The sequence below is a fragment of the Brucella pseudintermedia genome, from assembly GCF_008932435.1.
Taxonomy (GTDB): Bacteria; Pseudomonadota; Alphaproteobacteria; order Rhizobiales; family Rhizobiaceae; genus Brucella; species Brucella pseudintermedia.
The window spans coordinates 90,877-116,533 of sequence record NZ_WBWE01000004.1; the positions used below are offsets into that span (position 1 = coordinate 90,877).

The following is a 25,657-nucleotide window of genomic DNA, read 5'->3' on the forward strand; positions in this document are numbered from 1 at the left end:
CACTTTACTCGGGGTCATATCCGCAGGATTTGAAGTAGTTGGCGCATTCTTGTGGTTCGAACAGCGTGACGATCTGGCCGACGATATTCCATAAGCCCTCGACGGTCCGCTCGGCTTTGGCGCGCAAGACGGCCTTGAGCTTGGCGAAAGCCTTCTCGATGGGGTTGAAGTCTGGACTGTATGGAGGGAGGTAGAGCAAGCGGCATCCGGCACCTTCGATTGCGAGACGCACGCCCTGCGCCTTATGTGACGGCAGGTTGTCCATGATGACGATGTCGCCGGTCACCAAGGTTGGAATGAGAACCTGTTCGACATAGGCCTGGAATGCGACGCCGTTCATCGCACCGTCGAGGACCATGGGCGCGGTCATGCCGGATAGTCTGAGTGCACCGGTAAATGTCGTTGTCTTCCAATGGCCGTGTGGGACCGGTGAACGGCATCGATCTCCGCAAGGGGCTCGTCCGCGAAGCCGGGACATCTTCGTGCTCAGGCCGGTTTCATCAATGAAGACGAGGCGCGCTGGATCGAGATCGAGCTGGCCGTCGAACCAGTCCTGGCGAGGCTTCAGCAGGTCAGGGCGGTCCTGCTCCAGTGCATGTGCGGTCTTTTTTTGAAAGTCCAGCCGCGCTTTCGCAGCCAGACGTCAAGCGCACTGCGGCCGATCGATACGGCTCTCTCCTCATGCAATCGCCGGACCATCTCGTTAAGCGTGATGTCCTTCGCCTCTTCGATCAAGCCGAAGATGAAGTCCTCGTGAGGATCCAGGCGTGAGCCGCCGCGTCGGCCCTGCTTCGCCGGGGTCAACAGACCTGCCCGCGCACTCGCAATCCAGGCGATGGCTGTTGAAATCCCAATCCCAAATCGGGCTGCCGCTGAACGCGCCGACATGCCATCCCGTGACGCAGCCAGAACGCGGCTACGCAGATCATCACTCAAAGCCCGGGTCATATTGCCTCCAACCAAATCACCAGTCGGAGCGATGGAATCAGAATTCGGCGATCAAGGGAATCCTCAACGCGATTCCGCGTTCAATGGACGCGCTCTAGAGCGCAGATGAAGTCGGTCGGTCGCCGTATTTTGCCCGCTACATCTTTCTAAAATAGCCTTTGATGGGGCCGCCAGTCGGCTTCCCATCACCTTGAGCGTACGATACTCAGCACATTGCGAACCACTTCATCCTGAAGCGGGCGCTGCTTCTCGATGTTGAAATGGCCGATATCCCTCATGCCTGAAAAGTCGCGATTGTCGAGGCTTCCCCGGAAACGCGGCCCGGCTGTCAACGGCAGGCCCCAGCCATGCTGCTTGAAATAGAAATTCACGACACGCTTGATATTGCCGGGCAGTGGCGCAGGCGCTGTGGCGGCAAAGGTCGCCATATAGGCGACCGATATCCCCTTTTTTTCAAGAGCGGCCGCAATGTCGATGACAGCATTGGCGCCAAGCGAATGGCCAATCAGAACCACGGGCGCGCGCGGATTCTCGCGCTGGTCGGCAAGTATCCGGTTCAGCACAAAACGCCATGCCTGATGGCCCTCGACATGCGCGTCGACGCCATTGGCCTGCAATTGCCTGCCGATCTCGTCAATGCCGGTGGAGAAAATGTCTCCGAACCCGCGCAGCAGATAGACATCCGCCTGCGGTGCCGTTCCGGAAGGTTTTTTGGGTGCTGCCTGAGCCGCGCCGGCATAAAGCGCAAGGGCCGCTCCCGCAAAGATCAGGCGGCGGCGGGTCATGATTTTCGAATGCGAACGATCGGGCTTTGAAACCATCTTCGACTACCTGTTGGGGCGCGTTCGAAAAATGACTTTCGAACGAGGAGCATCGAAACAGCTATTTAGAGCGCCGATCCGTTTCAGCCAAATCACTAGAACTTGAGTTTCGGAATGACGCGGCCCGTCCGGCGCGCATAGTCGTCATAGGACGCGCCAAAGGCCGCGCGCATCATCGCCTCCTCGTGGCCGACCCGATAGAAATAGAGGATAGCGACGCCGACAAGCCCGGCCAGCCCGGCAAACCAGTTCGGCAGCAGGCAGAATTGTGCAATCGCCCACAGCCAGAACGACAGATACATCGGATGACGGACATATTTGTAAAGCCCGTCGGTCACCAGCTTGTGCTCGCGGCGGATTTCAAGCGAGACCGACCAGTTCTTGCCCAATTGCCGATGGCTGGCATAAAAAAGCCAGAGGAAGGCGATTTCGACGATCAGCCCGATCCCGGCGAGCCACGGCTGGAAAGCATAATCGGCAAAGGCGGGAAAGCCGGTCGCGACATAGACGATGGGGATCAGCGACAGGCCGACTGTCGCCGCACCCAGCGCCAGCCGGTCAGCCAGCGTCTTCGCATCGTTTGCAACCTTGATCTTGCGTGCGCGCCGCTGGTGCGGAATGCGGATAACGACCCAGGCGACAAGCCCGATGCCCCAGACGATTGCGGCCAGTGTCGGTGTCATTCGGCAACGGTTTCCTTCCTTGGCTGGGCACCGATGATGCGGTCGTCCGTCCGTTCGCGAAGCGAGAGCGGACCGCAGCAGATCTGAAAGAAATCATACCAATAGGGCTTCGTGTTTCCGAATACATATTGATAATGCACGCGAAAAAGGTTCCGCTTTACGCGCTTGTAGATTTCCGGCTGCAGCATTTCCTTCATGCGCACTGTCCGTGTGACGGGAAAATTGCGCTGCGGCTCCCGTTTCAAGCCCATTTCCGCCACCGGATCGGTCTTGTAGAAATTGATCGCATCGGTCAGGCACTGGATTTCCACCCAGTCGATTTTGCCATCGTCAACCAGCCGCTGCACGCTCTCGCGAAAATGCCCGCCCGCCGGATGATAGCCTGCCTTGAGCGCGGTCGAGCCGAGGGTGAGGACAGACACCTGCGGCGCATGGCTGCTGAATTGCGGATCGATGGCGAGGCAACGCGCGGCCACGTCCAGCATCAGCATGCCGCCGGTGCTGTGGCCGATCAGGATGACCTCGTCATATTGTTTCGCGGCGGTCTGTTCGACGATGCCCGCTGCAAAGCGCTGCATCAGGGATTCTGCATCTCGCCGCCGCCCGCGAATGAAATTGAGCGAGAACGACCACAGGTCCATCAGATGGTTGGTGGACCATCTTTTGCCCAGAATGGCGAGTGCCGCCGAAAAAACCGCAAGCCCGACGAGCCAGCTCAGGGCGCCGAGCCAGTTAACCGTCGCCCGCGCCGCCGCATAGCCCGCCACCACGAACAGGACGAACACGAGAAACGGGTAGAGGAAATAAAGCCCGAACCGCCATGCCCTGGCGAAGAAGCGAAATGCGGTGCCGGTAAGGACGAAATCGCCGAAGGCGACAAGATATTTGGCCAGCCGGACCGGGAGCGGACGGTCGAAATCCGCCAATACGATTCTGTCGAGAACGAGAAAATTGAAGTCCGTTTCGGTCGCCCAGCCATTGTCGGCGGGAACCGTCCGGATCGAGACGGAGCCTGTCTCTCGATCCGGCGACGTGCTGACATCCGAAACCTCGGAACGGACGCTCCAGAGGGCTTCGAACCTTTTGATTTCTCTGCTCAATCGCCCAAAAAACGCCTCCGGCGTTTTAGGATCATAGCCGCCAATGAAGAAGACAGCGCGTCGTTGAACCGGTTGCTTCATGCGAAAACCGTAATTTGGGGCGTGGGGATTGTCGAGATCATTACCGTTCATCCCCAAAAAATCGATTGAACTGGTCGGTCTATCTCATGTCGACCAGTCCGCGCCGGATTGCTTCCCGTGTTGCTTCGGCGCGCGACGACACGCTGAGCTTCTGGTAGATCGCCTTCACATAATCGCTGACCGTGTGTTCCGAGAGGCCCAGTTTGCGGGCGATTTCGCCGTTGCGCTGGCCGGTGCCGATCTCCTTCAGCACTTCGGTTTCCCGGCGCGAAAGATGGATGAAATCTCCATTCGGTTCCACCGCAGCGGAAGGGGTGGATATGGCCTTTACGCGCGCCACCAGATTAAGCTTGGCGCGAATCGTGAGGATGAGAACGTCGAAATCGATTGGCTTCGTGAGATAGTCGTCGGCACCGGCCTCTCTGCCGGTCAGCTCGTGGCTTCGGTCGGCAAGGGCGGTCAGGAACAGGAATGGCGTTCCGGCAAGATCGGGCCGGGAGCCGCGAATCTGTTCCAGAAACTGCAGGCCGTTGGTGCCGGGCATCAATATATCGCAGATGATGATGTCGGGCGTCGTCCGCTCCAGCACCCGCAGCGCTTCACCTGCATTGGCGGCGCCAATGGCGTTGAAGCCCGAAGTGCTCAGTTCATCGATCAGTTCTTCAAGAATATGCGTTTCGTCCTCGATGCAGAGGACGGTAGGCGTGGGGGGATTTTCAGGCAGTCGCATGTTGGGCCACCTTTGGCAGGGACAGAATGAATACCGTACCTTGTCCTTCGACCGAAGTGAAGACAAGCGTTCCGCCGTGCAATTCGGCCAGCGCGCGTGACAGGCTGAGGCCGAGGCCGGTGCCCGCCATGTGCGACGCGTTGCTGGCGCGGAAAAAACGCGTGAATATGCGATCCGTTTCTTCCGCCGGTATGCCGATGCCATGGTCGCGGACGATGCAGCGGAAGCCGTTTTCGTCTTCTTCCGTGCTGACTTCGATGGGCTTGTTGACGGGCGAATATTTGGTGGCGTTGCCAAGCAGGTTGACCAGTATCTGCTCGACCAGAATGCCGTCGCAATAACAGAAAGTCTCGCTGTCCTTGATGTCCGTCACCAGTTCCAGTTCCGGATGCAGTTCCTGATGATAGGCGCAGGTGTTGCGCACCAGTTCGGAGAAATCGACCGGCTGCCGGTTGATCTGAAACCCGTTCTCATCGAGGCGTTCCGCATTGGCGGTGCTCTCCAGAAGCAGGATCAGGCGGCGGCTGGCGTTCCGCATCCGCTTGGCCTTGTCGATAATGATTTCAGGCGTGAACTCGTCGGCCCGACGGATGAAGCGCTGGGCGATGATGTCGATGATCGAAACGGGCGTGCGGAACTGGTGTGAAACCGTGGTGATGAAGCTTTTGTAGAGTTCCTTGGCCTTGCGCTCGTTTTCCAGCGCCTCGCGCAGGGCGGCAGTGCGGTCGGCGACGGTCTGTTCCAGTTGCTGCTTGTATTCCTGCAAGGCCTTGTGGGCGCGCTCGGCCCTGCGCATGTTGGACAAAAGCTGCCAGGACAGGATGGCGCCTGTCGCCATGATGCCCAGCACCGCGAACATGATCAGGTAGATCGATTGCAATTGCTGGTCGCGCTGCGCGCCGCCGCGGTCCTGCTCCACGATGGTTGCATCATTGGCAACCTTGGTCAGTTCATCGCGCATGGGAACCAGCGCCTGATAAATGGCGGCGGGGTCGAATTGTTCCGGCCCGGCCTTGATCATCGCCTCGATTTCGGGAAGCCGGTCTGCATTGCGCCGGATGATTTCGGCAGCGCCCGGAATGCCTGCGAAATATTTCTTCTGCGGGCCATCGTCCAGAAGTGCAAAACGGCTGTAGAGAACGTCAAGCCGCAGCGAGAGATCGGCTGTATTCGTGCTGCCCGCAGGTAATGTCAGCGCCGTTTCGGCCAGGCGGCTGGCGTCGCGTTCTGTCTTGGTAATCGCCCAGACCATGTTCTCGCCGGTATAGGTTGCAAGCGATTTCTGGATTTCGAGAAGCTGAATGAATGCATAAGCGAGCAGGGCTGCAAAACCTGCCATGACCAGGCCGGAGAGAATGTAGCCTCGCTTGATTCTCATTTCACCTCGATCTGCTTCAACTGCCACGCCCAGCGGTGATCATAGCGCGAATCGTTCAGCTCCTGATGCTGATCGCGCGGATAGACGATCCAGTACGGCCCCTTGTCGCGCAGGCTAAGCTCCCTGCCGTTCATCTTGTGCGCGACCAGCACATTGTACCTGTAGGCGTCTTGCAGCGGAATGCTGATACTGTAGTCGTTGATCGCAAGAATGGTGATCGAACGGTCTGCGGCGTCCTTCCCGTCGACGCCTACCGTTGCCAGCACGTCGCGCAGCAGCACGCCGTCGAAATTTTGCGGCCCTTCGGTCCAGGCGGTACTGGTTTGCAGGCTGTTCTGCGGCAGTTGGGTGAAGTCATCGCTTGCCAGCACGCGGGTCGTTCCGTCCGGGCCGATGACGGTCAGCGTGACGGTCACTGTCGCGGACGATGCTGCCTCAGCCGCGCTAGCGGCATGGGGGATTTGGCAGAGGGCCAACAGCGCGATCAGTGCCGGGAGCGCCAGAAGACGCCGGAGAGCGAACATCCAGTTTGCGCATGACACGTGGGGTAATCTCCAGAAACGAAAGAATGCGAATGTATCGAAGCTTAAAAGGCAGGACGCCCGCAATTTCAAGAATCTCCTGAGTTTGGCGGACGAAATTTTCCTTAAAAAGCGCCAATTCGCACACAACACTGAAAAAGTCTGGTTCAATTCAAAATAAATATCAAATGCTTTCATAAAGTCTTTCAAAATCTACCGGTCGCGCAAAGTCATTGCGGACCAGGAAGGCCGGTTTATCTTTGTTTCATATCCCCCTGAATAGGGGAATTGTTTTTCGCTACTGGAGCGTTCACTAAATACCCGTCGGCCTGTTGGGCTTAGGAGGCTGACGCAAAATTGGGCGGGGGCTGCTTATCGACCGCGGGGAGTCGGGGTCGATAGGCAGCCAAACCAGTCCGGACAGCGCGAAAGCGGCGATAACGGTTACTCTCGAAGCGAATGTTTCGGGCTACGAACAAAAACCGGTCCCGTATTCAGGTCGCTTCCAGGACAGAATGGCCGACAGGCATCTGGTCGAGCCTAGAACCTGCCGTTCAGGTTCCTCGAACAGAGCGAGCTTGCACCTCTTTCGCGTCCTTCAACCTGGAGGGCGCGCTTTTTTTTGCCCGCATTGTTCAAAAAAGTGACGACCGGCGTTTCAGCGCGATCGTCACGAATCAGGGTAGGGGTCAGTTTCCGGCAGTTATTTCTGTTCCGGCGCCGTCGTCTGGATGCTTGCAGTGGTTTGGGGCTTCTCGATCTTCGTGGAAGATTGGGCGCTGTGATAGGTGCAGTCTGCCATCGCGCCTGTAGCCGATAAAGCAACCGACAGAGCGAGGACAGCGGTAGTCACGAATACGACTTTCATGTCTGTCTCCCTATATTGTGGGTATGGCATTGCGGGGGCAAGTTTAGCAGAAGAGGTTCCTGCTGTCGTATCACATTGTCCAAAAGGCCGGTTGCCACATTTTGCCATGAATTTGCCGGGCGTTCGCCACAACTTCCGGCGGCAAAACCGGATGATTTGCCGCTCAAAAAAGCAATTGGCGCGAAAATCGCGCCAGATCATGGTTCTGCCTTGATTTGATTTTGGCCCGATCAGGAGGCGCAGCGGCTGACCACCGCCCGCTTGCCGCCCATCGACAGGAACGAGATATGCAGCGTCTCACCGACGGGTGAAATGGTGATGTTTTCCTTCGACTGCTGGCCATTGGCATTGCAGGCCATCGAAACGGTAAAGGTGCCTTCATAATTGTTCATCCGCGTGACCGAGCACTGGCTGTCACGGCTGTCGAAACGCTCGCCGGAAATGGCGAATCGCTGTCCGTCGGGGCTGCACCAGTTGCCGGTAATGGGTGTCGGATCGACTGGAGGTCTGGCGGGGGAGGCGCTTGCCGAAGGACCGGGCGTCGTTTCGGAACATGCTGGCAGCGCAGTGGCAGCGAGGACGAGGGCAAGCAAACCGGACTTCTGCAACGATCTTCTCCTTCATGCAGCGGACAAAGCCTCCTCTTAAGGAACCGATTCGGGCGATATCGCGACGGCTTAGGACAAGTTCACAATGAAGTTGGGGCCGGATTGCTCCGGCCCCTCTGTAGAAGGCGATGGAAGGAGACGCCGGGTTATTCCCCCGGCGCCAGATGCGGGGCCTCGATCTTGGCCCCTGCATGTTTCAGCGGGCGCTCGCCGGAGAGCTTGCGGATCAGCACATAGAACACCGGCGTCATGAAGATGCCGAAGGCGGTCACGCCGATCATGCCTGCAAAGACCGCGATGCCCATGGCCGAGCGCATTTCCGCACCAGCACCCGTGGACACCACCAGCGGCACCACGCCCATGATGAAGGCCATCGAGGTCATCAGGATCGGGCGCAGACGCAACCGGCTTGCCTCGACCGCCGCCTGCACGACGCCTCTTCCCGACAGTTCCAGCTCGCGGGCGAATTCCACGATCAGGATCGCATTCTTCGCCGATAGCCCCACAAGGACGATCAAGCCGATCTGGGTGAAGACGTTGTTGTCGCCGCCTGTCAGCCAGACGCCGGTGAGTGCCGCCATGATCCCCATCGGCACGATCATGATGATCGACAGCGGCAGGGCAAGGCTTTCATATTGCGCGGCCAGCACCAGATAGACGAGCAGCAGCGCCAGCGGGAAGACGAGGAAGCCTGAATTGCCAGCAAGGATCTGCTGGTAGGTCAGGTCGGTCCACTCATAGGCGATGCCCGGAGGCAAGGTTTCCTCGGCGATCCGTTCAATGGCGGCCTGTGCCTGGCCGGACGAGAAGCCGGGGGCCGGGTTGCCGTTGATATCGGCGGAAAGGAAGCCGTTATAACGGATGGCGCGTTCGGCACCGACCGTCTGCTCGACTTTCAGCAGCGCCGACAGCGGGATCATCTCGCCCGATTGCGAGCGCACCTTCAGCTTGCCGATATCCTCGGCATGGCTGCGATAATTCGCATCGGCCTGAATGCGCACGCTGTAAGTGCGTCCGAAGGCATTGAAGTCGTTGACATAAAGCGACCCCAGATAGATTTGCAGGGTTTCGAACACGTCGGTCACCGCCACGCCAAGCTGACGCGCCTTCGTGCGATCAAGATCGGCATAAAGCTGCGGCACATTGATCTGGTAGCTCGAATAGAGACCGGCCAGTTCCGGCGTCTGATAGGCCTTGGCGAGAAATGCCTTGGTTGCATCGTCCAGCGCCTTGAAGCCAAGCCCGTTGCGATCCTCAAGCTGAAGCTTGAAGCCGCCGGTCGTGCCGAGGCCCTGAACGGGCGGCGGCGGGAACATGGCGATGAAGGCATCCTGAATGGCGCCGTATTGCTGGTTCAGCTCCATGGTGATCGCATTGGCCGACAGTTCCGGGGTCTTGCGCTCCTCGAACGGCTTCAGCGTCACGAAGACGATGCCGGAGTTCGACGAGTTGGTGAACCCGTTGATCGACAGGCCGGGGAAGGCGATGGCATTGGCTACGCCCGGATGCTTGAGCGCGATGTCGCTCATGCGGCGGATCACATCTTCCGAACGGTCGAGCGTTGCCGCATCCGGCAATTGCGCAAAGCCGATCAGATATTGCTTGTCCTGCGCCGGAACGAAGCCGCCGGGCACCGCGCGGAACAGGACGAAGGTGACGCCAAGCAGCACGACATAGAGGCCCATCACCAGCGACTTGCGCGAGAGAATGCCGCCGACGCCGCGCCCATAGGCTTCCGAACTTGCACCGAAGAAACGGTTGAAGCCACGGAAGAACCAGCCGAACAGCTTGTCCATGATGCGGGTGAGCCGATCCTTCGGCGCATCGTGACCGCGCAGCAACAGGGCTGCCAGAGCGGGCGAAAGCGTCAGCGAGTTGAAGGCCGAGATCACCGTCGAGATCGCGATGGTGAGCGCGAACTGGCGATAGAACTGGCCGGTCAGTCCGGTGATGAAGGCAAGCGGCACGAAGACGGCGACCAGCACCAGCGCAATGGCGATGATCGGCCCGGACACTTCCTGCATGGCGCGATAGGTTGCCTCGACCGGCGACAGCCCCTGTTCGATATTGCGCTCGACATTTTCCACCACCACGATGGCGTCATCGACCACGATGCCGATGGCGAGCACGAGGCCGAAGAGGCTGAGCGCATTGATGGAGAAGCCGAACACATACATGACCGCGAATGTGCCGACGATGGAAACCGGAACGGCAACCAGCGGAATGATGGAGGCGCGCCATGTTTGCAGGAACATGATGACGACGATCACCACCAGCACGATGGCTTCGAGCAGGGTATGGATGACCGACTCGATGGACGCCTTAACAAACCCGGTCGTGTCATAGACGATATCGAAATCCACGCCTTCCGGCATGGTCTTCTTCAGGTCGGCCATGGCCGCATGGACATTTTCGGAAATTTCCAGCGCATTGGAGCCGGGCGACTGGAATACGCCCATGCCGACCGCCTGCTTGTTGTCGAGCAGCGAGCGCAGCGAATAATCGGCTGCGCCCATTTCAACACGCGCCACATCACCCAGACGGGTGATTTCGCCTTCGTCGCCTGACTTCACGACAATGTTCGCAAATTCTTCCGGCGACTGGAGACGGCCCTGCGCATTGACGGAAAGTTGCAGGTCAAGGCCCGAGACGGATGGCGATGCGCCGATGACACCGGCAGCGGCCTGAACATTCTGCTGGCGGATGGCATTGGCGATGTCGCTTGCGGAAAGTCCGCGCTCGGCGGCCTTTTGCGGGTCGATCCAGACGCGCATCGAATAATCGCCGCCGCCGAATATCTGCACCTGTCCGACGCCCGGAATGCGGGCGATGCGATCCTTGACGTTGAGAACCGCATAGTTGCGCAGATAGTTCACGTCATAGCGGCCATCGGGCGAGATGATGTGGACGACGAGCGTCAGGTCGGGCGAGCTTTTGGCGGTCGTGACGCCAAGCGTGCGCACTTCTTCCGGCAGGCGCGGTTCGGCCTGCGAGATACGGTTCTGCACAAGCTGCTGGGCCTGATCGGGATCGGTGCCGAGCGCGAAGGTGACGGTCAGCGTCATGACGCCATCGGCGGTCGCCTGGCTTTGCATGTAAAGCATGCCCTCGACGCCGTTGATCTGTTCTTCAAGCGGCGTGGCGACGGTTTCGGAAATGACAGCAGGGTTGGCGCCCGGATATTGCGCGCGCACCACGATCTGCGGCGGCACGACTTCCGGATATTCCGAGATCGGCAGACCTGTCATGCCGATCAGACCGGCAACGAAGATCAGGACCGACAGAACGCCAGCGAAGACCGGGCGGTCAACGAAAAAGCGTGAGAAGTTCATCTGTTTATCCCCCTTAAGCGGGAAGGCAAAGACTCTCCCGGCCCGCGGGAACAGGCGTTCTCGCGGGTTTTTGAGGCTGAGCATTTGCGGTTAGCGCGCGCTCAGGCGCGCCGTTTTAATTCAGCTTTTGGCAAGTGTTTCGGTGACGGGCTGCGGTGCGACGACCACGCCCGGACGAATGCGCTGCAACCCGTTCACGACGATATTCTCGCCGGGCTTCAACCCGCTTTCGATGATGCGCAAGCCGTCATAATTGCGTCCCAGAACCACCTGCCGATATTCGACCTTGTTATCGGCGCCGACCACGAAGACGAATTTCTTGTCCTGATCGGAAGCAATGGCCCGGTCGCTCACCACCAGCTTTTCATCCGGCTCCGGCTCGCCGAAACGGATGCGGACAAACTGGCCCGGAATGAGCCTGCCATCCGGATTGTCGATCGCGGCGCGAACCCGGATCGTGCCGGTCGTGGCATCCACCTCATTGTTGATAAGCTGGATATGGCCGGAAATCGGAGTGCCTTCATCGGATGCGGTGCCGATCTGGACCGGAATGCGCTCGATGGCGTTTCCGCCGGGGGAGGCGGCAAGCTTGGCAAGCGCCTTGGTGACGACTTCCTCATTGGCGCTGAAGCTTGCATAGATCGGATCGACTGAAACAAGCGTGGTCAGGACCGGCGAGGCGGAGCTTGCGGCAACCAGATTGCCTGCCGTTACTTCCAGCCGCCCGACGCGGCCTGAAATCGGCGCACGCACTTCAGTATATTGAAGGTCAAGCTCGGCGGTGCGAAGCGCTGCCTTTGCCGAACGCAGGCTTGCCTGCGCCTCATCATAGGCGCTGGACCGCTGGTCAAGGCCGCTCTGGGCGATGGTGCGGGTGGTGACGAGCTGGCGACCGCGTTCCAGTTCCGTCTTGGCCAGCGCGACGCGGGCCTCTTCGGCTGAAACCTGTGCCTTTGCCTTTTCCACCGCCGCCGCATAGGGCTCGGGATCGATGGTGACGAGCAGGTCGCCCTGTTTCACCAGAGCGCCCTCGCGGAAATGGGCTTTCTGGATGGCGCCGCCGACGCGCGGGCGAATTTCAACGCGGTCGATTGCTTCCAGACGACCGGAAAATTCTTCCCAGCTCACGATGCGTCGTGATTCCGCCTTGGCGACGGAAACCGGCACGGCAGGCGGGGGCGCGGAAATATCGGTTGCAGCATCGGCCTTGAGGTGAGGCGCGCCGAAGAGAATGGCGCCGCCGCCAGCTGCAGACAATAGGATACTCAGGCCGGCGCCCCATAGGGCCCGGCGGGCTGTGATCGATGTCATTGTTGTATCTCCTAAACCGGTGGGGGCCGGCTTCAATGGGGGTATCAGGTCAAAGCTTGGGAGGATTTTCGACCTGATTTTTTAGCATGTCTCTCAAAACCGGTTCCCACTTCTGGGAGACATGCTTCATGCTGCGATTGGCTTTGCTCCTGCCTGCCGGAAGAAATCGGAAAACAGGTCTATCAGTTTGTGTTCCTGTGGCGACCAGTCGCTGCCCGCCACCTTGTTTTCAGGTATCCAGCCGGCTTTGCCGGGCAGGACATGCGATTGGACCTTCACGCCTGCCTGACGAAGACGCTCGGCATAGGCCTGCGTTTCATCGCGCATCGGGCATTGGGCGCTGGTGACGAGCAAGGTCGGCACCAGTCCGCCAAGCCGCGTACACAGGCCGGGCGCGGCATAGGGGTGGGTGAAACCCGCACACTCGCCCAGATAATGCTGCCAGCCGTCCGCCATCGTCTTGACGGCGCTTTCCGGGCAATATTTGCGGAAAGACGCCGTGGCGAGGCAGGGGTCCAGCATGGGCGAAAGCAGTATCTGACCCTTGAGATCGGTCAGATATTGATCGCGCGCCATGAGGGCCACGCCCGCAGCAATGTTGCCGCCCGCCTCTTCACCGGCGACGAACAGCATCGACTTCTTGTGCGCGAACTCCGGGCAGCGCGCGCGCATCGAAGTCAGGATGGAATAGACTGTCTCAAGCGCCGCCGGGAACGGGTTGAGACAGGCCGACGAATATTCCGGCGACACGACCACCGCGCCCGCTTCGGCAAGCGCTTCGGCGACGCGCTCGCAGGCGCCCAGACAATTGGCCGAGAAAGCGCCGCCGTGCAGGTGCAGCACCACCGGCGGCGGGGAGAGCAGCTTCGTCCCCCGGTAGATGCGCGCCTTGCAGGTGCAGTCGCCTGCTTGCCCATGGGCCTTCCCATGAACCAGCAATGTCTCTACACTGAACTTCTCGCACATCTTGTTCGGCCTCATGCATAAAGCGGTTCCTGTTGCACGGAATCGTCCAGACCGCTCTATCCATTCTATTTCCACGCATTTGCGAACGCAAAACCGTTTCACGATTTCGGATCGAAAATGCCTAGCGGCAAACCGCTATGTTGGAATATTATCATTGTTCGTCGTCTGGAATAGTCCCATAGAATTGGTTACACTGTCCAGAATCTCGAACAATAACGGCTTTTTGATAATGGACCAGCTCTCGGCCATGCGCGCCTTTCTCCGGGTTGTGGAAACCGGGAATTTCACGCGCGCCTCCGCTTCGCTCAACATGCCCAAGGCAACGATCAGCAATCTCATCCAGGGGCTGGAAGCGCATCTTCGCACAAAACTTCTCAATCGAACGACCCGCCGGGTTCTGGTGACGCCGGACGGCGCGCTTTACTATGAGCGCGCGGCCCGCTTGCTGGCCGATCTCGCGGAACTCGACGGCAGCCTGTCGAGCGCGCAGACCTTGCCCAAGGGTCGCCTGCGTGTCGAAATGGCAAGCGCGGTCGCCAATCTCATCATCATTCCGGCGCTGATGGAGTTTCATCAGCGCTATCCCGATATCCAGATCGATCTCGGCGTATCGGACCGCCCTGTCGATTATGTGGCGGAGAATGTCGATTGCGCGATCCGCGTCGGCGAGCTTGCCGACCAGTCGCTGATTGCGCGCCGCATTGGCGACATGCATTTCATCGCCTGCGCCTCCGCCGAATATCTCGACAGTTGCTCCACGCCGCTGCACCCTTCCGATCTTGGGCGGGACTGCACGGTGGTCGGCTATTTCCGGCCATCGACCGGCCAGCAGATGCCGTTTCGCTTCAGGAAGGGGACGGAGGAGATCGAGGTCAATGGGCGCTATGTGGTGGCGGCGAACGAATCGACCACCTATCTCGCCGCCGCGCGGGCCGGGCTTGGCGTGGTGCAGGCGCCCTTGTTCATGGTGAAGGACGACATCGCCAACGGCACGCTGCGCCCCGTCCTGCAGGAATGGGAGATCGAGCCGATGCCGATCTATCTGGTCTATCCGCCCAACCGGCACCTCAGCAACCGCCTGCGCGTCTTCGCCGACTGGGTGGTCAAGACCGTTGCGAAATCGCAGCTCAATGGAATTTAAAGGACCGTTTGTCGCATTATCCTGCGCAAAACCGCTTCGCACTTTTGCTGGAAATGCTCTAACGCGCGCAGCGCCGCTTGTTGAGCCGCACCTTGATCCGGTCGGGAGAGGTGCTTTTCGCCTTGTGCCCGGAAGAGACGATATGCGCGCGCACCGTGCAGTCGCCGGCCAGAACCTCGAAATTGTTGGAGCGGATATACATCACCGTATTGATCGGCTGGTCGGGCATTTTCTGTGCTACGGCGTTGACGACAGCGGTGACTTCCTTCGCCCGCTGGCTGGAACTGCCATCGCTGGCGGCAAGCGCCGGGCCGGGCGCGGACGAATATGCGAACAAGACCCCGGCGAGAGCAGCAATCTTAGCTTTCTTCATTGGCATGGCCTCCGATTGAGCTGGAATTGAATGGGAACCAACATAGGCCCCAATTGCGTCAATACCAGTACCGAAAGCCCGTTTTAACCGTTCTTTGCCTCGTTTATGCCATTGGCGACGCGCTTGACCGTGGTTGCGGCGAGTAACAGGCAAAGGAGCGGTTGCAGCCAGAACATCCAGTCCGGCAACGCGCCGTCGATGGCGATCCATGCGCCAAGCACGCCGAAGATGACGGCGCGGTCGCTCTTGCCCATCGGTCCGTCATAGCGGCGGCTTGCACCCACGGTTACTCCGGCGAGACCCGCAAACTCCGTCAGGGTGGCGAGGAAAATGACCGCGAAAATCCATGGGCCGCTGAACGGCGCAACCAGCGCGAAAGGCGCATAGAGCGCCGCGTCGGAAACCACGTCACCGATCTCGTTGAGATAGGCGCCGAGCGTCGATTTCTGCCCGTGTTCGCGCGCCAGCATTCCGTCGATGGCGTTGAGCGCCATGCGCAGGAACAGCCAGACCGGGACGAGCGCGAACCATGCCGCGTTTCCGCTCCATGCCAGAAAAGCGCCAAGTATGATGGAGACGAGCGCGGCGGCGACTGTAACCTGATTGGCCGTTACACCGCCTGCGGCAAGTCGCACGACAAGTGGCCGCAGTAAATTCTGGAAACGCGACTTGAGTTGATAAACCGACATCAAGAATCTCTTGGGAAACGAAGAATAAGTATTGAACAGCTATTTGCGGTTCGCGCCAGCTCGTTTATGCAAACATTTTGTTTCACTCAATAGAAATTGGGGGCAATGGCCTCTGGGGGAACGGCGGAGAGGGATGGCATGAACGAGCACGCAGTCAAGCCGCATCGCGCGGCGCGGGAAAGCCGGTTCGTCACCCATGACGGCACACCGCTGTTCTACCGTTTCTGGCCGTCGCTCTCCGGCAAGCCGAAAGGCGTGATCGTCCTCTTGCATCGCGGGCATGAGCATAGCGGCCGCGTCGCGCACCTCGTCGATGAGCTGGGGCTCGACGACTACGCTTTCTATGCCTGGGATGCGCGCGGCCACGGCCAGTCGCCGGGCGTGCGTGGCTTCTCGCCGTCCTTCGGCGCGTCGATCCGCGACCTCGATTGCTTCGTCACCCATATCCGGCAGGAAACCGGTGCCGCCATCGAGGACGTGGCCATCATCGCGCAGAGCGTCGGCGCGGTGCTGGCGGCTGCATGGGTGCATGATTATGCGCCGAATATTCGCGCGCTGGTGCTGGCTTCGCCCGCCTTCGACATCAAGCTCTATGTGCCGTTCGCCAAGGAAGGCATTGCGCTCTGGCAGAAGCTGAAGGGTACGTTCTACGTCAATTCCTATGTCAAGCCGCAATTCCTGACCCACGATCCGGAGCGCATCGAATCCTATCGCACCGATCCGCTGATCACGCGGCCCATCGCATCGCATATATTGCTGCAACTCTATGAGGCGGCAAAGCGCGTGGTGGATGATGCGCGGGCGATTACCGTCCCGACGCAACTGCTCATTTCAGGCAGCGATTTTGTCGTGCGTCCCGCGCCGCAACATCGCTTCTTCGAGAACCTCGGCAGCCGCATCAAGGAGCGGCATGTGCTGAAAGGCTTCTACCATGACACGCTGGGCGAGCGGGATCGCAAACCGGCCATCGAACGCATCCATGATTTCATCGAGGCGCGTTTTGCCGAAAAGCCGCAGCGCGCCGACCTGACGGAAGCGCATATCGCAGGCCATACGCGCGACGAGGCCGACCGGCTGTCGACGCCGCTGTCGCTTCTGACAGCACGGGGGCTTTACTGGGCAACGACACGCGCTTCGATCGCCTTCGGCGCACTGTTTTCGGAAGGGCTGAAAGTCGGCAGGCGCACCGGCTTCGATTCCGGTTCCACGCTCGATTACGTCTATGAGAACGAAGCGCGCGGGCTCGGACCGGGCGGCAAGCTCATCGACAGGCAGTTTCTCGAAGCCATCGGCTGGCGCGGCATCCGCCAGCGCAAGGTGCATCTGGAAGAACTGATCAGGCACGCCATCAGGCGGCTTGAGAGCGAAGGCCGCTCGACCAATATCCTCGACATTGCTTGCGGCCATGGCCGCTATGTCATCGATGCGGTGGTGCGTGCAGGAAAATTGCCGGACAGCATCCACCTGCGCGATTATTCGCCGATCAATGTGCTGGCGGGCAACAAGCTCATCCGGGAGCGCGGGCTGGAAGCCATCGCCCATATGGAAGAGGGCGATGCTTTCGACGAGGAAAGCCTTGCCGCGGTCACGCCGCAGCCGGACCTTGCCATCGTGTCCGGGCTTTATGAGCTTTTCCCCGACAATGCGCTGATCAATCGTTCGCTGTCGGGGCTTGCCCGCGTGCAGAAACCCGGCTCCTTGCTCATCTACACCAACCAGCCCTGGCATCCGCAGCTTGAAATGATCGCGCGGGCGCTGACCTCGCATCGCGGCGGCGAGGCATGGGTGATGCGCCGCCGCACGCAGGGCGAAATGGACCAGCTTGTCGAAAAGGCAGGCTATCGCAAGATCGAACAGCGCATCGACCAGTGGGGCATTTTCACCGTCTCGATTGCGGAGCGGGTCGGAGACGGCAAAGCGTGACAGTGCACCTAACGGAAGGCGAGGGATATTCGCAGCGGCCCGTGGCCCGCCGCGCCATCCTTTGGCTTCTGTTTCTCGCCCCCTTCTTCTACCTGACCTATGGTACGGCCAACTGGCTCGCATCGCAGCAAAGCCATGTGCCGAACCTCGCCTTCGCGTGGGAAAGCCGGGTTCCGTTCATCGCGTGGAGCATCGTGCCCTATTGGTCGGTCAACCTGTTTTACGCGATTGCGCTGTTCGTCAATGACAGTCCGGAACAGGTCGACCGGCTGGCGAAGCGTTATCTGACGGCACAGATCATCGCCGTTCTCTGCTTCGTCGCCTTTCCGCTGACGGCGACCTTCGTAAAACCGGCAACGGCCGGCATTCCGGGCTTCATGTTCGACGTGCTTGGCGGGTTCGACAAGCCTTTCAATCAGGCGCCTTCGCTGCATATCGCGCTGCTGATCATCATCTGGGACCAGATGCGCCGCGTGATGGGCGATGCCGTGCGCGTGGTCTGGCATATCTGGTGCCTGCTGATCGGCCTGTCGGTGCTGACCACCTACCAGCACCACGCGGTCGATATTCCGGCTGGCAGCTTGCTTGGCCTGTTTGCCCTGTGGCTTTTTCCGCGCAACGGCCCCTCGCCGCTGGCTGGCTTTCCGTTTACATCGGACGCTCGAGCGAAAAGGATCGGGCTTTGCTATCTGGCGGGCGCTGTGCTTTTTCTCGCGCTCGCCATCCATGGCCTGACCGTCACCGGCTATGCGATTTTCTGGCTCTGGCCTGCAACCGCGCTTGCCATTGTGGCGCTCGGCTATTTTGGTGCCGGTGCGGCCATTTTCCAGAAGCAGACGGACGGATTGGTCAGTCTCGCAAGCCGCTGGCTGCTATGGCCGTATCGTCTTTTTGCCCGGCTGAATGTGCGGTTCTGGACCCGCAAGCTGCCACCGCATGTCGCGCTTGCCGATGGGGTGTTTCTCGGGCGGTTTCCAAAAGCGTCGGAACTCTCATCCTTTGCCGCAATCATCGATCTTGCCGCTGAAATGGTGCCGCCGTCACACGCCACGGAATGGAAAAGTTTTGCCACGCTGGACCTGATCGCACCGCCATCGGAAAAAGTGCAACTGGCCGCCGATACCGTTGAAGCGGCCCGCCATCACGGCCCGGTTCTCATCTGCTGCGCGCTTGGCTTTCAGCGCAGCGCGACGGTTGCGGTTGCGTGGCTCGTTTCCACAGGACGCGCCGCCAATGCGCAGGAAGCGGAAGCGCTGGTCCGCGCCAAAGGCTGGCCCGCCCATCTGCATCTGGCGGCGGAGGCGGCATGAATAAGCCTGCAACCTCGACGGCGATTATGCTGCGCCGCAATGCCTTTCTTGGCATTGCCCTCGCGGTGGTTCTCCTTGCGGTCGCGCCCTTTCTGCGCCCGGTGCACGATCTGGCTTTCTGGCTGATCTGGCCGCTGCTGCTTGCAAGCGCGCTGATCATGCTCGGTATCGCCGCGCATCTTCTGTTCGATGCCGCGCTGTTCAGGTTGATCGCCAATTCCGGTGAAACGGGACTGGGGGAAGTGGACCGAATTCTGGAACGCATGGGCCTTCGTTCCAATGAGGGGCCGGTGCGTCCGCTTGCGGCAAGGATTGAGGGTTCGCGGCGCATCGTGGGGCGGCTGCGCTTCTTCATGGGGCTTGGGATCGTGCTTTTCATTCTGCTGGCCGCAGTGCCATCAGGCGAGCCATTGGGGTGGGGGCTCTGACATGCGGGAACTGATCCGCCATCAGGTGCAATCGATTTTCGGTTCGTTTCTGGCCATCCTGTCGCGCGGGATAACCGGCGTGCGGCCAATCTGGAGCGGCACCGGACCGTCGCGCAACCAGCGCATCTATTTTGCCAATCACACGAGCCATGGCGATTTCATCCTGCTTTCCTCCTGTCTCGATCAGGAAGAGCGCGCGCGCACCCGTGCCGTCGCCGGGGCGGATTACTGGCGGGGCAACCGCGTGCGCCAGTTCATGGCCGAAGTTTTGCTGCGCACCGTGCTTGTAGAACGCAACTGGGTGGAACGCACGCAGGACCCGATGGAAGTGATGCTGAAGGCGCTGGCCGATGGCCATTCGCTCATCATCTTCCCCGAAGGCACGCGCAACATGACCGACGAGGCGCTGCTGCGCTTTCGCTCCGGCATCTACAATCTGGCGCTGGCGCGCCCCGATGTGGAACTGGTGCCGTGCTGGATCGAAAACATGTCGCGTGTGCTGCCCAAGGGCGCGATGTTGCCGGTGCCGCTTCTGTGCCGCGTGATCTTTGGCGCGCCGGTCCAGCTTCGCGAGGGCGAGGACCGCAAGGAATTTCTCGCCCGCGCCCGCCAGAGCCTTCTCGATATTCAGCCCCGCAACGGTAAACAACCATGAGCGAAACAACCCGACTGTTCCTTGGCCTCATGGGCGTTCTGACAACGGCAAGCGCCGTTGCCGGTGTTCTTTCTTGGCGCGCGCCGAAGCCGCTTTCCTCAACGCTGGTCAATCTCAATGCCCGCATCAAGGCATGGTGGATCATGGTCGGCGCCATGTGCGTCGCCTTTCTGTTCGGCAAAAGCGGGGTGATCGTGCTGTTTGCGCTGATCTCGTTTGCCGCCTTGCGCGAATATGCGACGCTGACGCAGACGCGGCGCGCCGACCATCGCGTGCTGCTGGGCATGTTCCTGCTGGTTATCCCGGTGCAGTACTATCTGATCTGGATCGACTGGTACGGGCTCTATTCCATCTTCATTCCGGTCTATTGCTTCCTCGCAATGCCCGTCCTGACGGCACTTTCCGGCGATACGTCGCGCTTTCTGGAACGCATCAGCGAGCAGCAATGGGGCATCATGCTGTCTGTCTATTGCATCAGCCATGTGCCCGCGCTGCTGACGCTGGATATTCCCGGCTTCGACGGCAAGAAGCTGCTTTTGATCGCCTTTCTGGTGGCGACCGTGCAGGGCAGCGATGTGCTGCAATATATTTTCGGCAAGCTGTTCGGCAAACATCGCATCGCACCCGCAATATCGCCATCGAAGACCTGGGAAGGCTTTGTCGGCGGGGTCGCGGCGGCATCGCTCATGGGGGCAGGGCTTGCCTGGCTGACGCCGTTTTCGCCGCTTCAGGCAGGCGCGCTTGCCGCAACATCCTGCATCATGGGCTTCTTCGGCGGGCTTGTCGCCTCCGCCATCAAGCGCGACCGCGGCGTGAAGGACTGGGGCCACATGATCGAAGGGCATGGCGGTATGCTCGACCGGGCCGACAGTCTCGTCTTCTCGGCCCCGGTCTTCTTCCACATCGTGCGCTATTTCTGGACCTGAGTGCGGTCACTATTTGTCAGGGCAGCTTCAGGGCGATGAACTGCGAAACCTGACCGGGGCTGAAATTGTTGTCCGAGGCGAGGATGAGCGTTCTCTTGCCATCAATCATCGGCCCGAAAGTGATGGCCTCGATATTGTCGATGTCGAGGCCGAAATCGCCTTCGTTGAGCCCGAGAAGAAGTTTCTTGCCGAGCGGCGTTACCGGCTGATTGGCGAGCGACGGCACGCCCTTCACATTGCTGGCGCCATCGAAGGAGGCGCGGTAAAGCGTGATCCGGTTGCCCACACCCATGGCGAAGGAGCGTTCGACGGTGAGAAGATCGTTTCCATCGGAAACGAATTCCGACATGCCGTTATCGTTCCAGAAGGGCGGCTCAGTCGCCTTGGTGAAGATCGGGTCGGTATCATAGGCATATTCCGCCGTAACATTGCCCGATGCGAGATCGAAGGCGATGATGCGCGAGCGGCTGCCATGGTCGAGCGTCGCCTTGTCCCCGTCCTGTACCAGCGCGTTTTCCGTGCCCGCCAGAAGCGTCTTGCCGTCTGGCGTGATGGTCAGGCTTTCAAAGGAAAGATTATTGCGGATGCCGCGTGTCTTGCCCTCGTCGGGAATATAGGCTTCCGGCAAGGCAAATTCGCGGATGAAGCTGCCATCGGTCTTTGCTTCGCCGACAAACGGTCTGCCGTTCCTGTCGCCCTCGCTTGACCAGTAGATGGTGCCGGTGGCTGCGTTGAAGCGGATGCTTTCGGGGTCCACGTCCTTCAGCGCAAATGGTTTGCCCGCCTTGTCCAGAAGCGTGACGGTTTCCGCAATGTCGAGGCTCTGCACGCCGGAAGCGTCGATAGCGAGCTTCAGCTTGTAGAAGCGTGCAGGCGCGTTTTCCGAGCGGTCGTCGGATATGGCGTAATAGACATCTTCACGCGGGTCGTAGTCGAGGCCGGAAATCCCGCCAAATTCGACGCCGCCGATTTTGAGGCCGGTCGGCAGGGTGAAAGCGCCGATCAGTTCGGGCTTGTGCATTTCCTGCGCGGCGGCGCTGGTTGCAAGGGCGAGAAACAGTGCAACAAAAGGTGCTTTCATGGGGGAGTGCCCGTTCTGTCGAGAAAGGCACCGGATAGTCGTTCTGTTTGACAGGAAGATGAAGGCCGCCGGTCTCAGATCTTGTCGAAACTGCGCGCCGGTTCCTGCCTGTCGATCAGGTGGGAGGGGGCCGCAAATTGCAGCAGCTTGTTCTTGTTCGTGATCTTGATCGCCGAAGCCTGCACCGTGACGCCATGCGAGCCGAGCGTCGCGAAATTGCGCGACAGGTTCTCCGGCGTCATGCCGAGATAGGCGGCAAGCGTGCGTTTTTCATAAGGAATCATCACCACATCGGCGCCATCGTTCAGAAGTGATTCCTTGACGATCCAGTTGGCGAGACGCTGCACGCTGCTGCGCAGCTTCTGCGCCTTCAGTTCCTTCACCAGACGGCGATAGGCGCGCGCGGTTTCAAAAACGATGGCGCGCATGAAGCCGACATCCTCGCTCATCAGGTCGCGCACCAGGCTGGAAGGCACCATCAGCACGCGGGTGGGCGTGAGCGTCTGCGCGGTTTGCAGGCACACATCGTCGTTGAGCACGGCTGCGAGAATGAAGATATCGTCGGCGCGCAATATCTCCAGCGCGGTCTCGCCATCGTCCGATTTGGCCGACATCAGCACAAGCCCGTCGAGGATCGCGAACAGGAAGTCCGCAGGCTCATCCTCCCGGATCAGGGTCGTGCGCGGCGGAAACGATTGCACGAAGCTCGGACGCACCAGCCGCTCGAATGTGGCATCCGCCATGTCCGCGAAAAGCGGCAAGCTTCTCAGGGCGTCGGTTTCCTCTCTCCGCATCGATCCTCACTCTTGGGGTCAAGTTATAGGTCACTAATATAATTGATAAATATCAATCGTGCAATATGCATTAATCAATACTTGCGCCTAATTTGGTCTATTATTGCCCTTAAGTCACGAAAATCTAAATTTCAACTTGAATAGTTCAAAGATATTGATCTTAATCAATGTATTCATCTGACAGTCGACGCATAAGTGCATACGAAACCTCCCAACGGTATTCTATCGGAGTACGCCTATGCAACATGTCGCAGGGGAAAATCCCAAGGCGCAGACGACGGCGCTAGCGATGAGTACGACCGCTTTCACGGTCTGTTTCGCAGTCTGGACCATCTTCGCAATCATCGGCATTGAAATTCGATCCGAGCTTGGCTTGAGCGAAACCCAGTTCGGCCTGCTCGTCGGCACGCCCATCCTGACCGGCTCGCTGATCCGCGTCATTCTGGGCATCTGGTCGGATCGCTACGGCGGTCGTGTCATCTTCACGCTCACAATGCTGGTCTCGGCGGTTGCCACCTGGCTGCTCACCTACGCCACCACCTATCCGCAAATGCTGGTAGCGGCGCTTGGCGTCGGCGTGGCGGGCGGGTCGTTTTCGGTCGGCGTCGCCTATGTCTCGCGCTGGTATCCGCCGGAAAAGCAGGGCGTCGCGCTTGGCATTTTCGGCGCGGGCAATGTCGGCTCGGCGGTGACGAAATTCTTCGCGCCGATGGTCATGGTCGCCTTCGGCTGGCACGCGGTCGCCGAAATCTGGGCGGCCGCGATGGTCGTCATGGCGCTGATCTTCTATTTCACCACGAGCGACGATCCGGTTCTGGTCGAGCGCCGGCGGAAGGGCGAAAAGCCCACCAGCACGCTGATGGAGCTGGAACCGCTGAAGAACGTGCAGGTCTGGCGTTTCTCGCTTTACTATTTCTTCGTATTCGGCGCGTTCGTGGCTCTTGCGCTGTGGCTGCCGCAATATCTGATCCATGTCTATGGCGTCGATATTCGCCTTGCAGGCATCATCGCGGCGTTCTTCTCTGTCCCCGCCAGCCTTTTCCGCGCCTATGGCGGCCATCTTTCGGATGTCTACGGCGCGCGCCGGGTCATGTACTGGACCTTCGCGGTCTCGCTGGTCGCGACCTTCGTTCTGTCCTATCCGCCAACGGATTATGTCATCCAGAGCGATAACGGCCCGCTGGCCTTCCATGCCGAAATGGGCGTGATCGGCTTCACCGTCACCGTCTTCATCCTCGGTTTCTTCATGGCTCTGGGCAAGGCCGCCGTCTTCAAGCACATCCCGGTCTATTATCCCGGCAATGTCGGCTCGGTCGGCGGTCTGGTGGGCATGATCGGCGGTCTCGGCGGCTTCATCCTGCCGATCCTGTTCGGCGTGATCCTTGACCAGACGGGTCTGTGGACAAGCTGCTTCATGCTGCTCTTCGTCATCGTCGCGGTATCGTTCGTGTGGATGCATGTCTCGATCCTCCAGATGGAACGCGCAGCCGAAGGCAAGACGACGGAAGAACTTCCGGCCTTTGCCGAATTCCAGGGACTGCAGAAGGCCGAAGTCAAGCCGGCTAAGGGCGATTCCGTCCTCACCGACTGGCGTCCGGACGATCCGGTCTTCTGGGAAGAGAAGGGTCGCAAGATCGCCAAGCGCAACCTATGGCTTTCGATCCCGGCACTCCTCCTGTCCTTTGCCATCTGGCAGGTCTGGTCCGTGGTGGTGGCGAAGCTGCCGCTGGTGGGCTATCAGTTCACGACCGACCAGCTTTTCTGGCTGGCGGCGCTTCCCGGCATTTCGGGCGCAACCTTCCGCATCTTCTATTCCTTCATGGTGCCGATCTTCGGCGGCCGCCTGTGGACGACGCTGACCACCTGGTCGCTGGTCATTCCGGCCATCGGTATCGGCTATGCGGTGCAGAACCCGAGCACGCCTTACTTCATCTTCCTCCTGCTGGCGCTGTGCTGCGGCTTCGGTGGCGGTAACTTTGCCTCCTCCATGTCCAACATCTCGTTCTTCTTCCCCAAGCACGAGAAGGGCAATGCGGCAGCGCTCAATGCGGGCCTTGGCAATCTCGGCGTCAGCGTCGTGCAGTTCGTGGTGCCGCTGGTCATTACCGCCGGTATCTTCGGCAAGCTCGGCGGCGATCCGGCGATGGTCGCGACCGAAGCGGGCAGCGCACCGCTGTGGCTGCAAAATGCCGGCTTCTTCTTCGTGCCGTTCATCGTCGTCACGGCTTTCGCCAACTGGTTCGGCATGAACGACATCGCGTCGGCCAAGGCTTCGTTTGCCGATCAGGCCGTCATTTTCCGCCGCAGGCACAACTGGATCATGTGCTGGCTCTATACGGGAACCTTCGGCTCGTTCATCGGCTATTCGGCAGGCTTCCCGCTTCTGACCAACATCCTGTTCCCGGAAGTGAATGCGCTTCAGTTCGCCTTCCTCGGGCCTCTCGTCGGCGCGCTGTCGCGGTCGGGTTCGGGCTGGCTGGCGGACAAGTATGGCGGTGGCCGTGTCACCATCTGGGCATTCGTGCTGATGATGGTGGGCGTAGCGGGCGTGCTGTACTTCGTCGGCATCAAGGATCAGCCGAATGCGTTCTGGGGCTTCTTCGCTTCCTTCGTGCTGCTGTTCTTCGCAACCGGCATCGGCAATGCCTCCACCTTCCAGATGATCCCGGCGATCATGTCGAAGGAAATGGTGCGGCTTATGCCCAATGCCACCCCGGAAGAGCGCCGTCACGAAGCGGACAAGGAATCCGCGGCCATCACCGGCTTCACCTCCGCCATTGCTGCCTTCGGCGCGTTCTTCATCCCCAAGGGATATGGCACCTCGATCAGCATGACCGGCGGACCGGAAGCGGCACTGTGGGCCTTCCTGATCTTCTACGTCACCTGCCTCGTCATCACCTGGGGTGTCTACACCCGAAAAGGCGGCCTGCTCTACGACGTGGAGCACCGCAGCAATCCAGCCGCTGCTGCTGCCTAACGAAATAATGTGA

At 59.8% G+C, this 25,657-nt stretch carries 24 protein-coding genes; 8 read left to right on the top strand and 16 right to left on the bottom strand.

From position 1 onward, the window contains the following. Positions 1-4 precede the first annotated feature (4 nt). The 6 genes from F9K78_RS06640 to F9K78_RS06665 all read right to left on the bottom strand — a co-directional run bounded on the left by F9K78_RS06640 (position 5) and on the right by F9K78_RS06665 (position 5,702). A protein-coding gene (locus F9K78_RS06640; protein ID WP_162929805.1) for an IS630 family transposase occupies positions 5-948 on the bottom strand; the annotation gives its coding sequence in 2 pieces (ribosomal slippage) (positions 5-624 and positions 624-948; 945 coding nt in all). Positions 949-1,133: 185 nt separating this feature from the next. Next, positions 1,134-1,733, bottom strand: a complete 600-nt coding sequence (locus F9K78_RS06645) for an alpha/beta fold hydrolase (protein WP_121986350.1) — start codon at positions 1,731-1,733, stop codon at positions 1,134-1,136. A 131-nt stretch (positions 1,734-1,864) separates the two neighbouring features. Continuing rightward, positions 1,865-2,452, bottom strand: coding sequence for a protein-S-isoprenylcysteine O-methyltransferase (locus tag F9K78_RS06650; RefSeq protein ID WP_121986199.1), 588 nt, complete (start codon positions 2,450-2,452; stop codon positions 1,865-1,867). After that, positions 2,449-3,633, bottom strand: a complete 1,185-nt coding sequence (locus F9K78_RS06655; RefSeq protein WP_121986351.1) for an alpha/beta fold hydrolase — start codon at positions 3,631-3,633, stop codon at positions 2,449-2,451. The genes F9K78_RS06650 and F9K78_RS06655 overlap by 4 nt, the downstream gene beginning before the upstream one ends. A gap of 79 nt (positions 3,634-3,712) precedes the next feature. Beyond that, the gene (locus tag F9K78_RS06660; protein ID WP_121986200.1) at positions 3,713-4,363 is read right to left on the bottom strand and encodes a response regulator transcription factor; all 651 of its coding nucleotides are present in this window, start codon (positions 4,361-4,363) and stop codon (positions 3,713-3,715) included. Further along, entirely contained in the window at positions 4,350-5,702 is a 1,353-nt protein-coding gene (locus tag F9K78_RS06665) for a sensor histidine kinase (protein ID WP_353653597.1), read from the bottom strand. Before F9K78_RS06665 ends, F9K78_RS06660 begins: the two co-directional genes overlap by 14 nt. On the opposite strand from F9K78_RS06665, the gene F9K78_RS22325 reads away from it, so the two are divergent. Beyond that, the gene (locus F9K78_RS22325) at positions 5,673-5,780 is read left to right on the top strand and encodes a cytochrome c3 family protein (RefSeq protein ID WP_353653598.1); all 108 of its coding nucleotides are present in this window, start codon (positions 5,673-5,675) and stop codon (positions 5,778-5,780) included. The two genes, F9K78_RS06665 and F9K78_RS22325, sit on opposite strands and share 30 nt — an antisense overlap. On the opposite strand, the gene F9K78_RS06670 is transcribed toward F9K78_RS22325, so the two are convergent. The 6 genes from F9K78_RS06670 to F9K78_RS06690 form a co-directional block, all read right to left on the bottom strand. Next, positions 5,738-6,265, bottom strand: coding sequence for a putative pterin-binding protein (locus F9K78_RS06670; protein ID WP_235925389.1), 528 nt, complete (start codon positions 6,263-6,265; stop codon positions 5,738-5,740). The two genes, F9K78_RS22325 and F9K78_RS06670, sit on opposite strands and share 43 nt — an antisense overlap. A gap of 700 nt (positions 6,266-6,965) precedes the next feature. Then, entirely contained in the window at positions 6,966-7,130 is a 165-nt protein-coding gene (locus F9K78_RS21850; RefSeq protein WP_162929804.1) for a hypothetical protein, read from the bottom strand. 230 nt (positions 7,131-7,360) lie between these two features. Further along, entirely contained in the window at positions 7,361-7,738 is a 378-nt protein-coding gene (locus F9K78_RS06675; protein ID WP_121986202.1) for a hypothetical protein, read from the bottom strand. Between the two features lie 146 nt (positions 7,739-7,884). Further along, the gene (locus F9K78_RS06680) at positions 7,885-11,070 is read right to left on the bottom strand and encodes an efflux RND transporter permease subunit (protein WP_121986203.1); all 3,186 of its coding nucleotides are present in this window, start codon (positions 11,068-11,070) and stop codon (positions 7,885-7,887) included. A gap of 120 nt (positions 11,071-11,190) precedes the next feature. Beyond that, positions 11,191-12,381 carry an efflux RND transporter periplasmic adaptor subunit gene (locus tag F9K78_RS06685; protein WP_121986204.1) on the bottom strand — a complete coding sequence of 397 codons (1,191 nt, stop codon included), beginning with the start codon at positions 12,379-12,381 and terminating at the stop codon, positions 11,191-11,193. Positions 12,382-12,507: 126 nt separating this feature from the next. Continuing rightward, positions 12,508-13,347 (bottom strand): alpha/beta hydrolase, encoded by an 840-nt coding sequence (locus F9K78_RS06690; protein WP_121986352.1) that lies wholly within the window; start codon positions 13,345-13,347, stop codon positions 12,508-12,510. Positions 13,348-13,576: 229 nt separating this feature from the next. Here F9K78_RS06690 and F9K78_RS06695 point away from each other — a divergent pair, with 229 nt between their 5' ends. After that, on the top strand, positions 13,577-14,488 hold the full coding sequence (locus F9K78_RS06695; RefSeq protein WP_121986205.1) for a LysR family transcriptional regulator: 912 nt from the start codon (positions 13,577-13,579) through the stop codon (positions 14,486-14,488). Positions 14,489-14,546: 58 nt separating this feature from the next. Here the strand turns inward: F9K78_RS06695 and F9K78_RS06700 are convergent, their stop codons facing one another. Next, the gene (locus F9K78_RS06700) at positions 14,547-14,861 is read right to left on the bottom strand and encodes a hypothetical protein (protein WP_121981111.1); all 315 of its coding nucleotides are present in this window, start codon (positions 14,859-14,861) and stop codon (positions 14,547-14,549) included. 83 nt (positions 14,862-14,944) lie between these two features. After that, positions 14,945-15,550, bottom strand: a complete 606-nt coding sequence (locus F9K78_RS06705) for a CDP-alcohol phosphatidyltransferase family protein (RefSeq protein ID WP_121986206.1) — start codon at positions 15,548-15,550, stop codon at positions 14,945-14,947. A gap of 138 nt (positions 15,551-15,688) precedes the next feature. Here F9K78_RS06705 and F9K78_RS06710 point away from each other — a divergent pair, with 138 nt between their 5' ends. From F9K78_RS06710 to F9K78_RS06730, 5 genes are read left to right on the top strand one after another with little or no spacing between them, the layout of a single operon-like run. After that, positions 15,689-17,473: a bifunctional alpha/beta hydrolase/class I SAM-dependent methyltransferase gene (locus tag F9K78_RS06710; RefSeq protein WP_122066784.1), complete on the top strand. Its 1,785-nt coding sequence runs from the start codon at positions 15,689-15,691 to the stop codon at positions 17,471-17,473. Continuing rightward, positions 17,470-18,783: a phosphatase PAP2/dual specificity phosphatase family protein gene (locus tag F9K78_RS06715; protein ID WP_121986208.1), complete on the top strand. Its 1,314-nt coding sequence runs from the start codon at positions 17,470-17,472 to the stop codon at positions 18,781-18,783. Before F9K78_RS06710 ends, F9K78_RS06715 begins: the two co-directional genes overlap by 4 nt. Then, positions 18,780-19,211, top strand: a complete 432-nt coding sequence (locus F9K78_RS06720; RefSeq protein WP_121986209.1) for a hypothetical protein — start codon at positions 18,780-18,782, stop codon at positions 19,209-19,211. Before F9K78_RS06715 ends, F9K78_RS06720 begins: the two co-directional genes overlap by 4 nt. Before the next feature lies 1 nt (position 19,212). Next, complete coding sequence (locus tag F9K78_RS06725; protein WP_121981106.1) at positions 19,213-19,866, top strand: lysophospholipid acyltransferase family protein; 654 nt, start codon at positions 19,213-19,215, stop codon at positions 19,864-19,866. Further along, a complete protein-coding gene (locus tag F9K78_RS06730) occupies positions 19,863-20,792 on the top strand; it encodes a phosphatidate cytidylyltransferase (protein WP_121986210.1) in 930 nt (309 codons plus the stop codon). Before F9K78_RS06725 ends, F9K78_RS06730 begins: the two co-directional genes overlap by 4 nt. A gap of 16 nt (positions 20,793-20,808) precedes the next feature. Here F9K78_RS06730 and F9K78_RS06735 read toward each other — a convergent pair whose 3' ends face one another. Further along, positions 20,809-21,873, bottom strand: coding sequence for an esterase-like activity of phytase family protein (locus F9K78_RS06735; protein ID WP_121986211.1), 1,065 nt, complete (start codon positions 21,871-21,873; stop codon positions 20,809-20,811). Between the two features lie 74 nt (positions 21,874-21,947). Next, positions 21,948-22,667: a cyclic nucleotide-binding domain-containing protein gene (locus F9K78_RS06740; protein ID WP_121981103.1), complete on the bottom strand. Its 720-nt coding sequence runs from the start codon at positions 22,665-22,667 to the stop codon at positions 21,948-21,950. 238 nt (positions 22,668-22,905) lie between these two features. Here F9K78_RS06740 and F9K78_RS06745 point away from each other — a divergent pair, with 238 nt between their 5' ends. After that, the gene (locus F9K78_RS06745; RefSeq protein ID WP_122066783.1) at positions 22,906-25,644 is read left to right on the top strand and encodes a nitrate/nitrite transporter; all 2,739 of its coding nucleotides are present in this window, start codon (positions 22,906-22,908) and stop codon (positions 25,642-25,644) included. The last annotated feature ends 13 nt before the right edge of the window (positions 25,645-25,657 follow it).

Bases quoted from the DNA above. Each gene is read 5' to 3' on its own strand.
- F9K78_RS06745 (WP_122066783.1), top strand. From the start codon at position 22,906: ATGCAACATGTCGCAGGGGAAAATCCCAAGGCGCAGACGACGGCGCTA.
- F9K78_RS06735 (WP_121986211.1), bottom strand. From the start codon at position 21,873: ATGAAAGCACCTTTTGTTGCACTGTTTCTCGCCCTTGCAACCAGCGCC.
- F9K78_RS06725 (WP_121981106.1), top strand. From the start codon at position 19,213: ATGCGGGAACTGATCCGCCATCAGGTGCAATCGATTTTCGGTTCGTTT.
- F9K78_RS06680 (WP_121986203.1), bottom strand. From the start codon at position 11,070: ATGAACTTCTCACGCTTTTTCGTTGACCGCCCGGTCTTCGCTGGCGTT.
- F9K78_RS06650 (WP_121986199.1), bottom strand. From the start codon at position 2,452: ATGACACCGACACTGGCCGCAATCGTCTGGGGCATCGGGCTTGTCGCC.
- F9K78_RS06710 (WP_122066784.1), top strand. From the start codon at position 15,689: ATGAACGAGCACGCAGTCAAGCCGCATCGCGCGGCGCGGGAAAGCCGG.
- F9K78_RS06670 (WP_235925389.1), bottom strand. From the start codon at position 6,265: ATGTTCGCTCTCCGGCGTCTTCTGGCGCTCCCGGCACTGATCGCGCTG.
- F9K78_RS06690 (WP_121986352.1), bottom strand. From the start codon at position 13,347: ATGTGCGAGAAGTTCAGTGTAGAGACATTGCTGGTTCATGGGAAGGCC.
- F9K78_RS21850 (WP_162929804.1), bottom strand. From the start codon at position 7,130: ATGAAAGTCGTATTCGTGACTACCGCTGTCCTCGCTCTGTCGGTTGCT.
- F9K78_RS06720 (WP_121986209.1), top strand. From the start codon at position 18,780: ATGAATAAGCCTGCAACCTCGACGGCGATTATGCTGCGCCGCAATGCC.
- F9K78_RS06685 (WP_121986204.1), bottom strand. From the start codon at position 12,381: ATGACATCGATCACAGCCCGCCGGGCCCTATGGGGCGCCGGCCTGAGT.
- F9K78_RS06645 (WP_121986350.1), bottom strand. From the start codon at position 1,733: ATGACCCGCCGCCGCCTGATCTTTGCGGGAGCGGCCCTTGCGCTTTAT.
- F9K78_RS06655 (WP_121986351.1), bottom strand. From the start codon at position 3,633: ATGAAGCAACCGGTTCAACGACGCGCTGTCTTCTTCATTGGCGGCTAT.
- F9K78_RS06740 (WP_121981103.1), bottom strand. From the start codon at position 22,667: ATGCGGAGAGAGGAAACCGACGCCCTGAGAAGCTTGCCGCTTTTCGCG.
- F9K78_RS06660 (WP_121986200.1), bottom strand. From the start codon at position 4,363: ATGCGACTGCCTGAAAATCCCCCCACGCCTACCGTCCTCTGCATCGAG.
- F9K78_RS06695 (WP_121986205.1), top strand. From the start codon at position 13,577: ATGGACCAGCTCTCGGCCATGCGCGCCTTTCTCCGGGTTGTGGAAACC.
- F9K78_RS06705 (WP_121986206.1), bottom strand. From the start codon at position 15,550: ATGTCGGTTTATCAACTCAAGTCGCGTTTCCAGAATTTACTGCGGCCA.
- F9K78_RS06665 (WP_353653597.1), bottom strand. From the start codon at position 5,702: ATGGCAGGTTTTGCAGCCCTGCTCGCTTATGCATTCATTCAGCTTCTC.
- F9K78_RS06700 (WP_121981111.1), bottom strand. From the start codon at position 14,861: ATGAAGAAAGCTAAGATTGCTGCTCTCGCCGGGGTCTTGTTCGCATAT.
- F9K78_RS06730 (WP_121986210.1), top strand. From the start codon at position 19,863: ATGAGCGAAACAACCCGACTGTTCCTTGGCCTCATGGGCGTTCTGACA.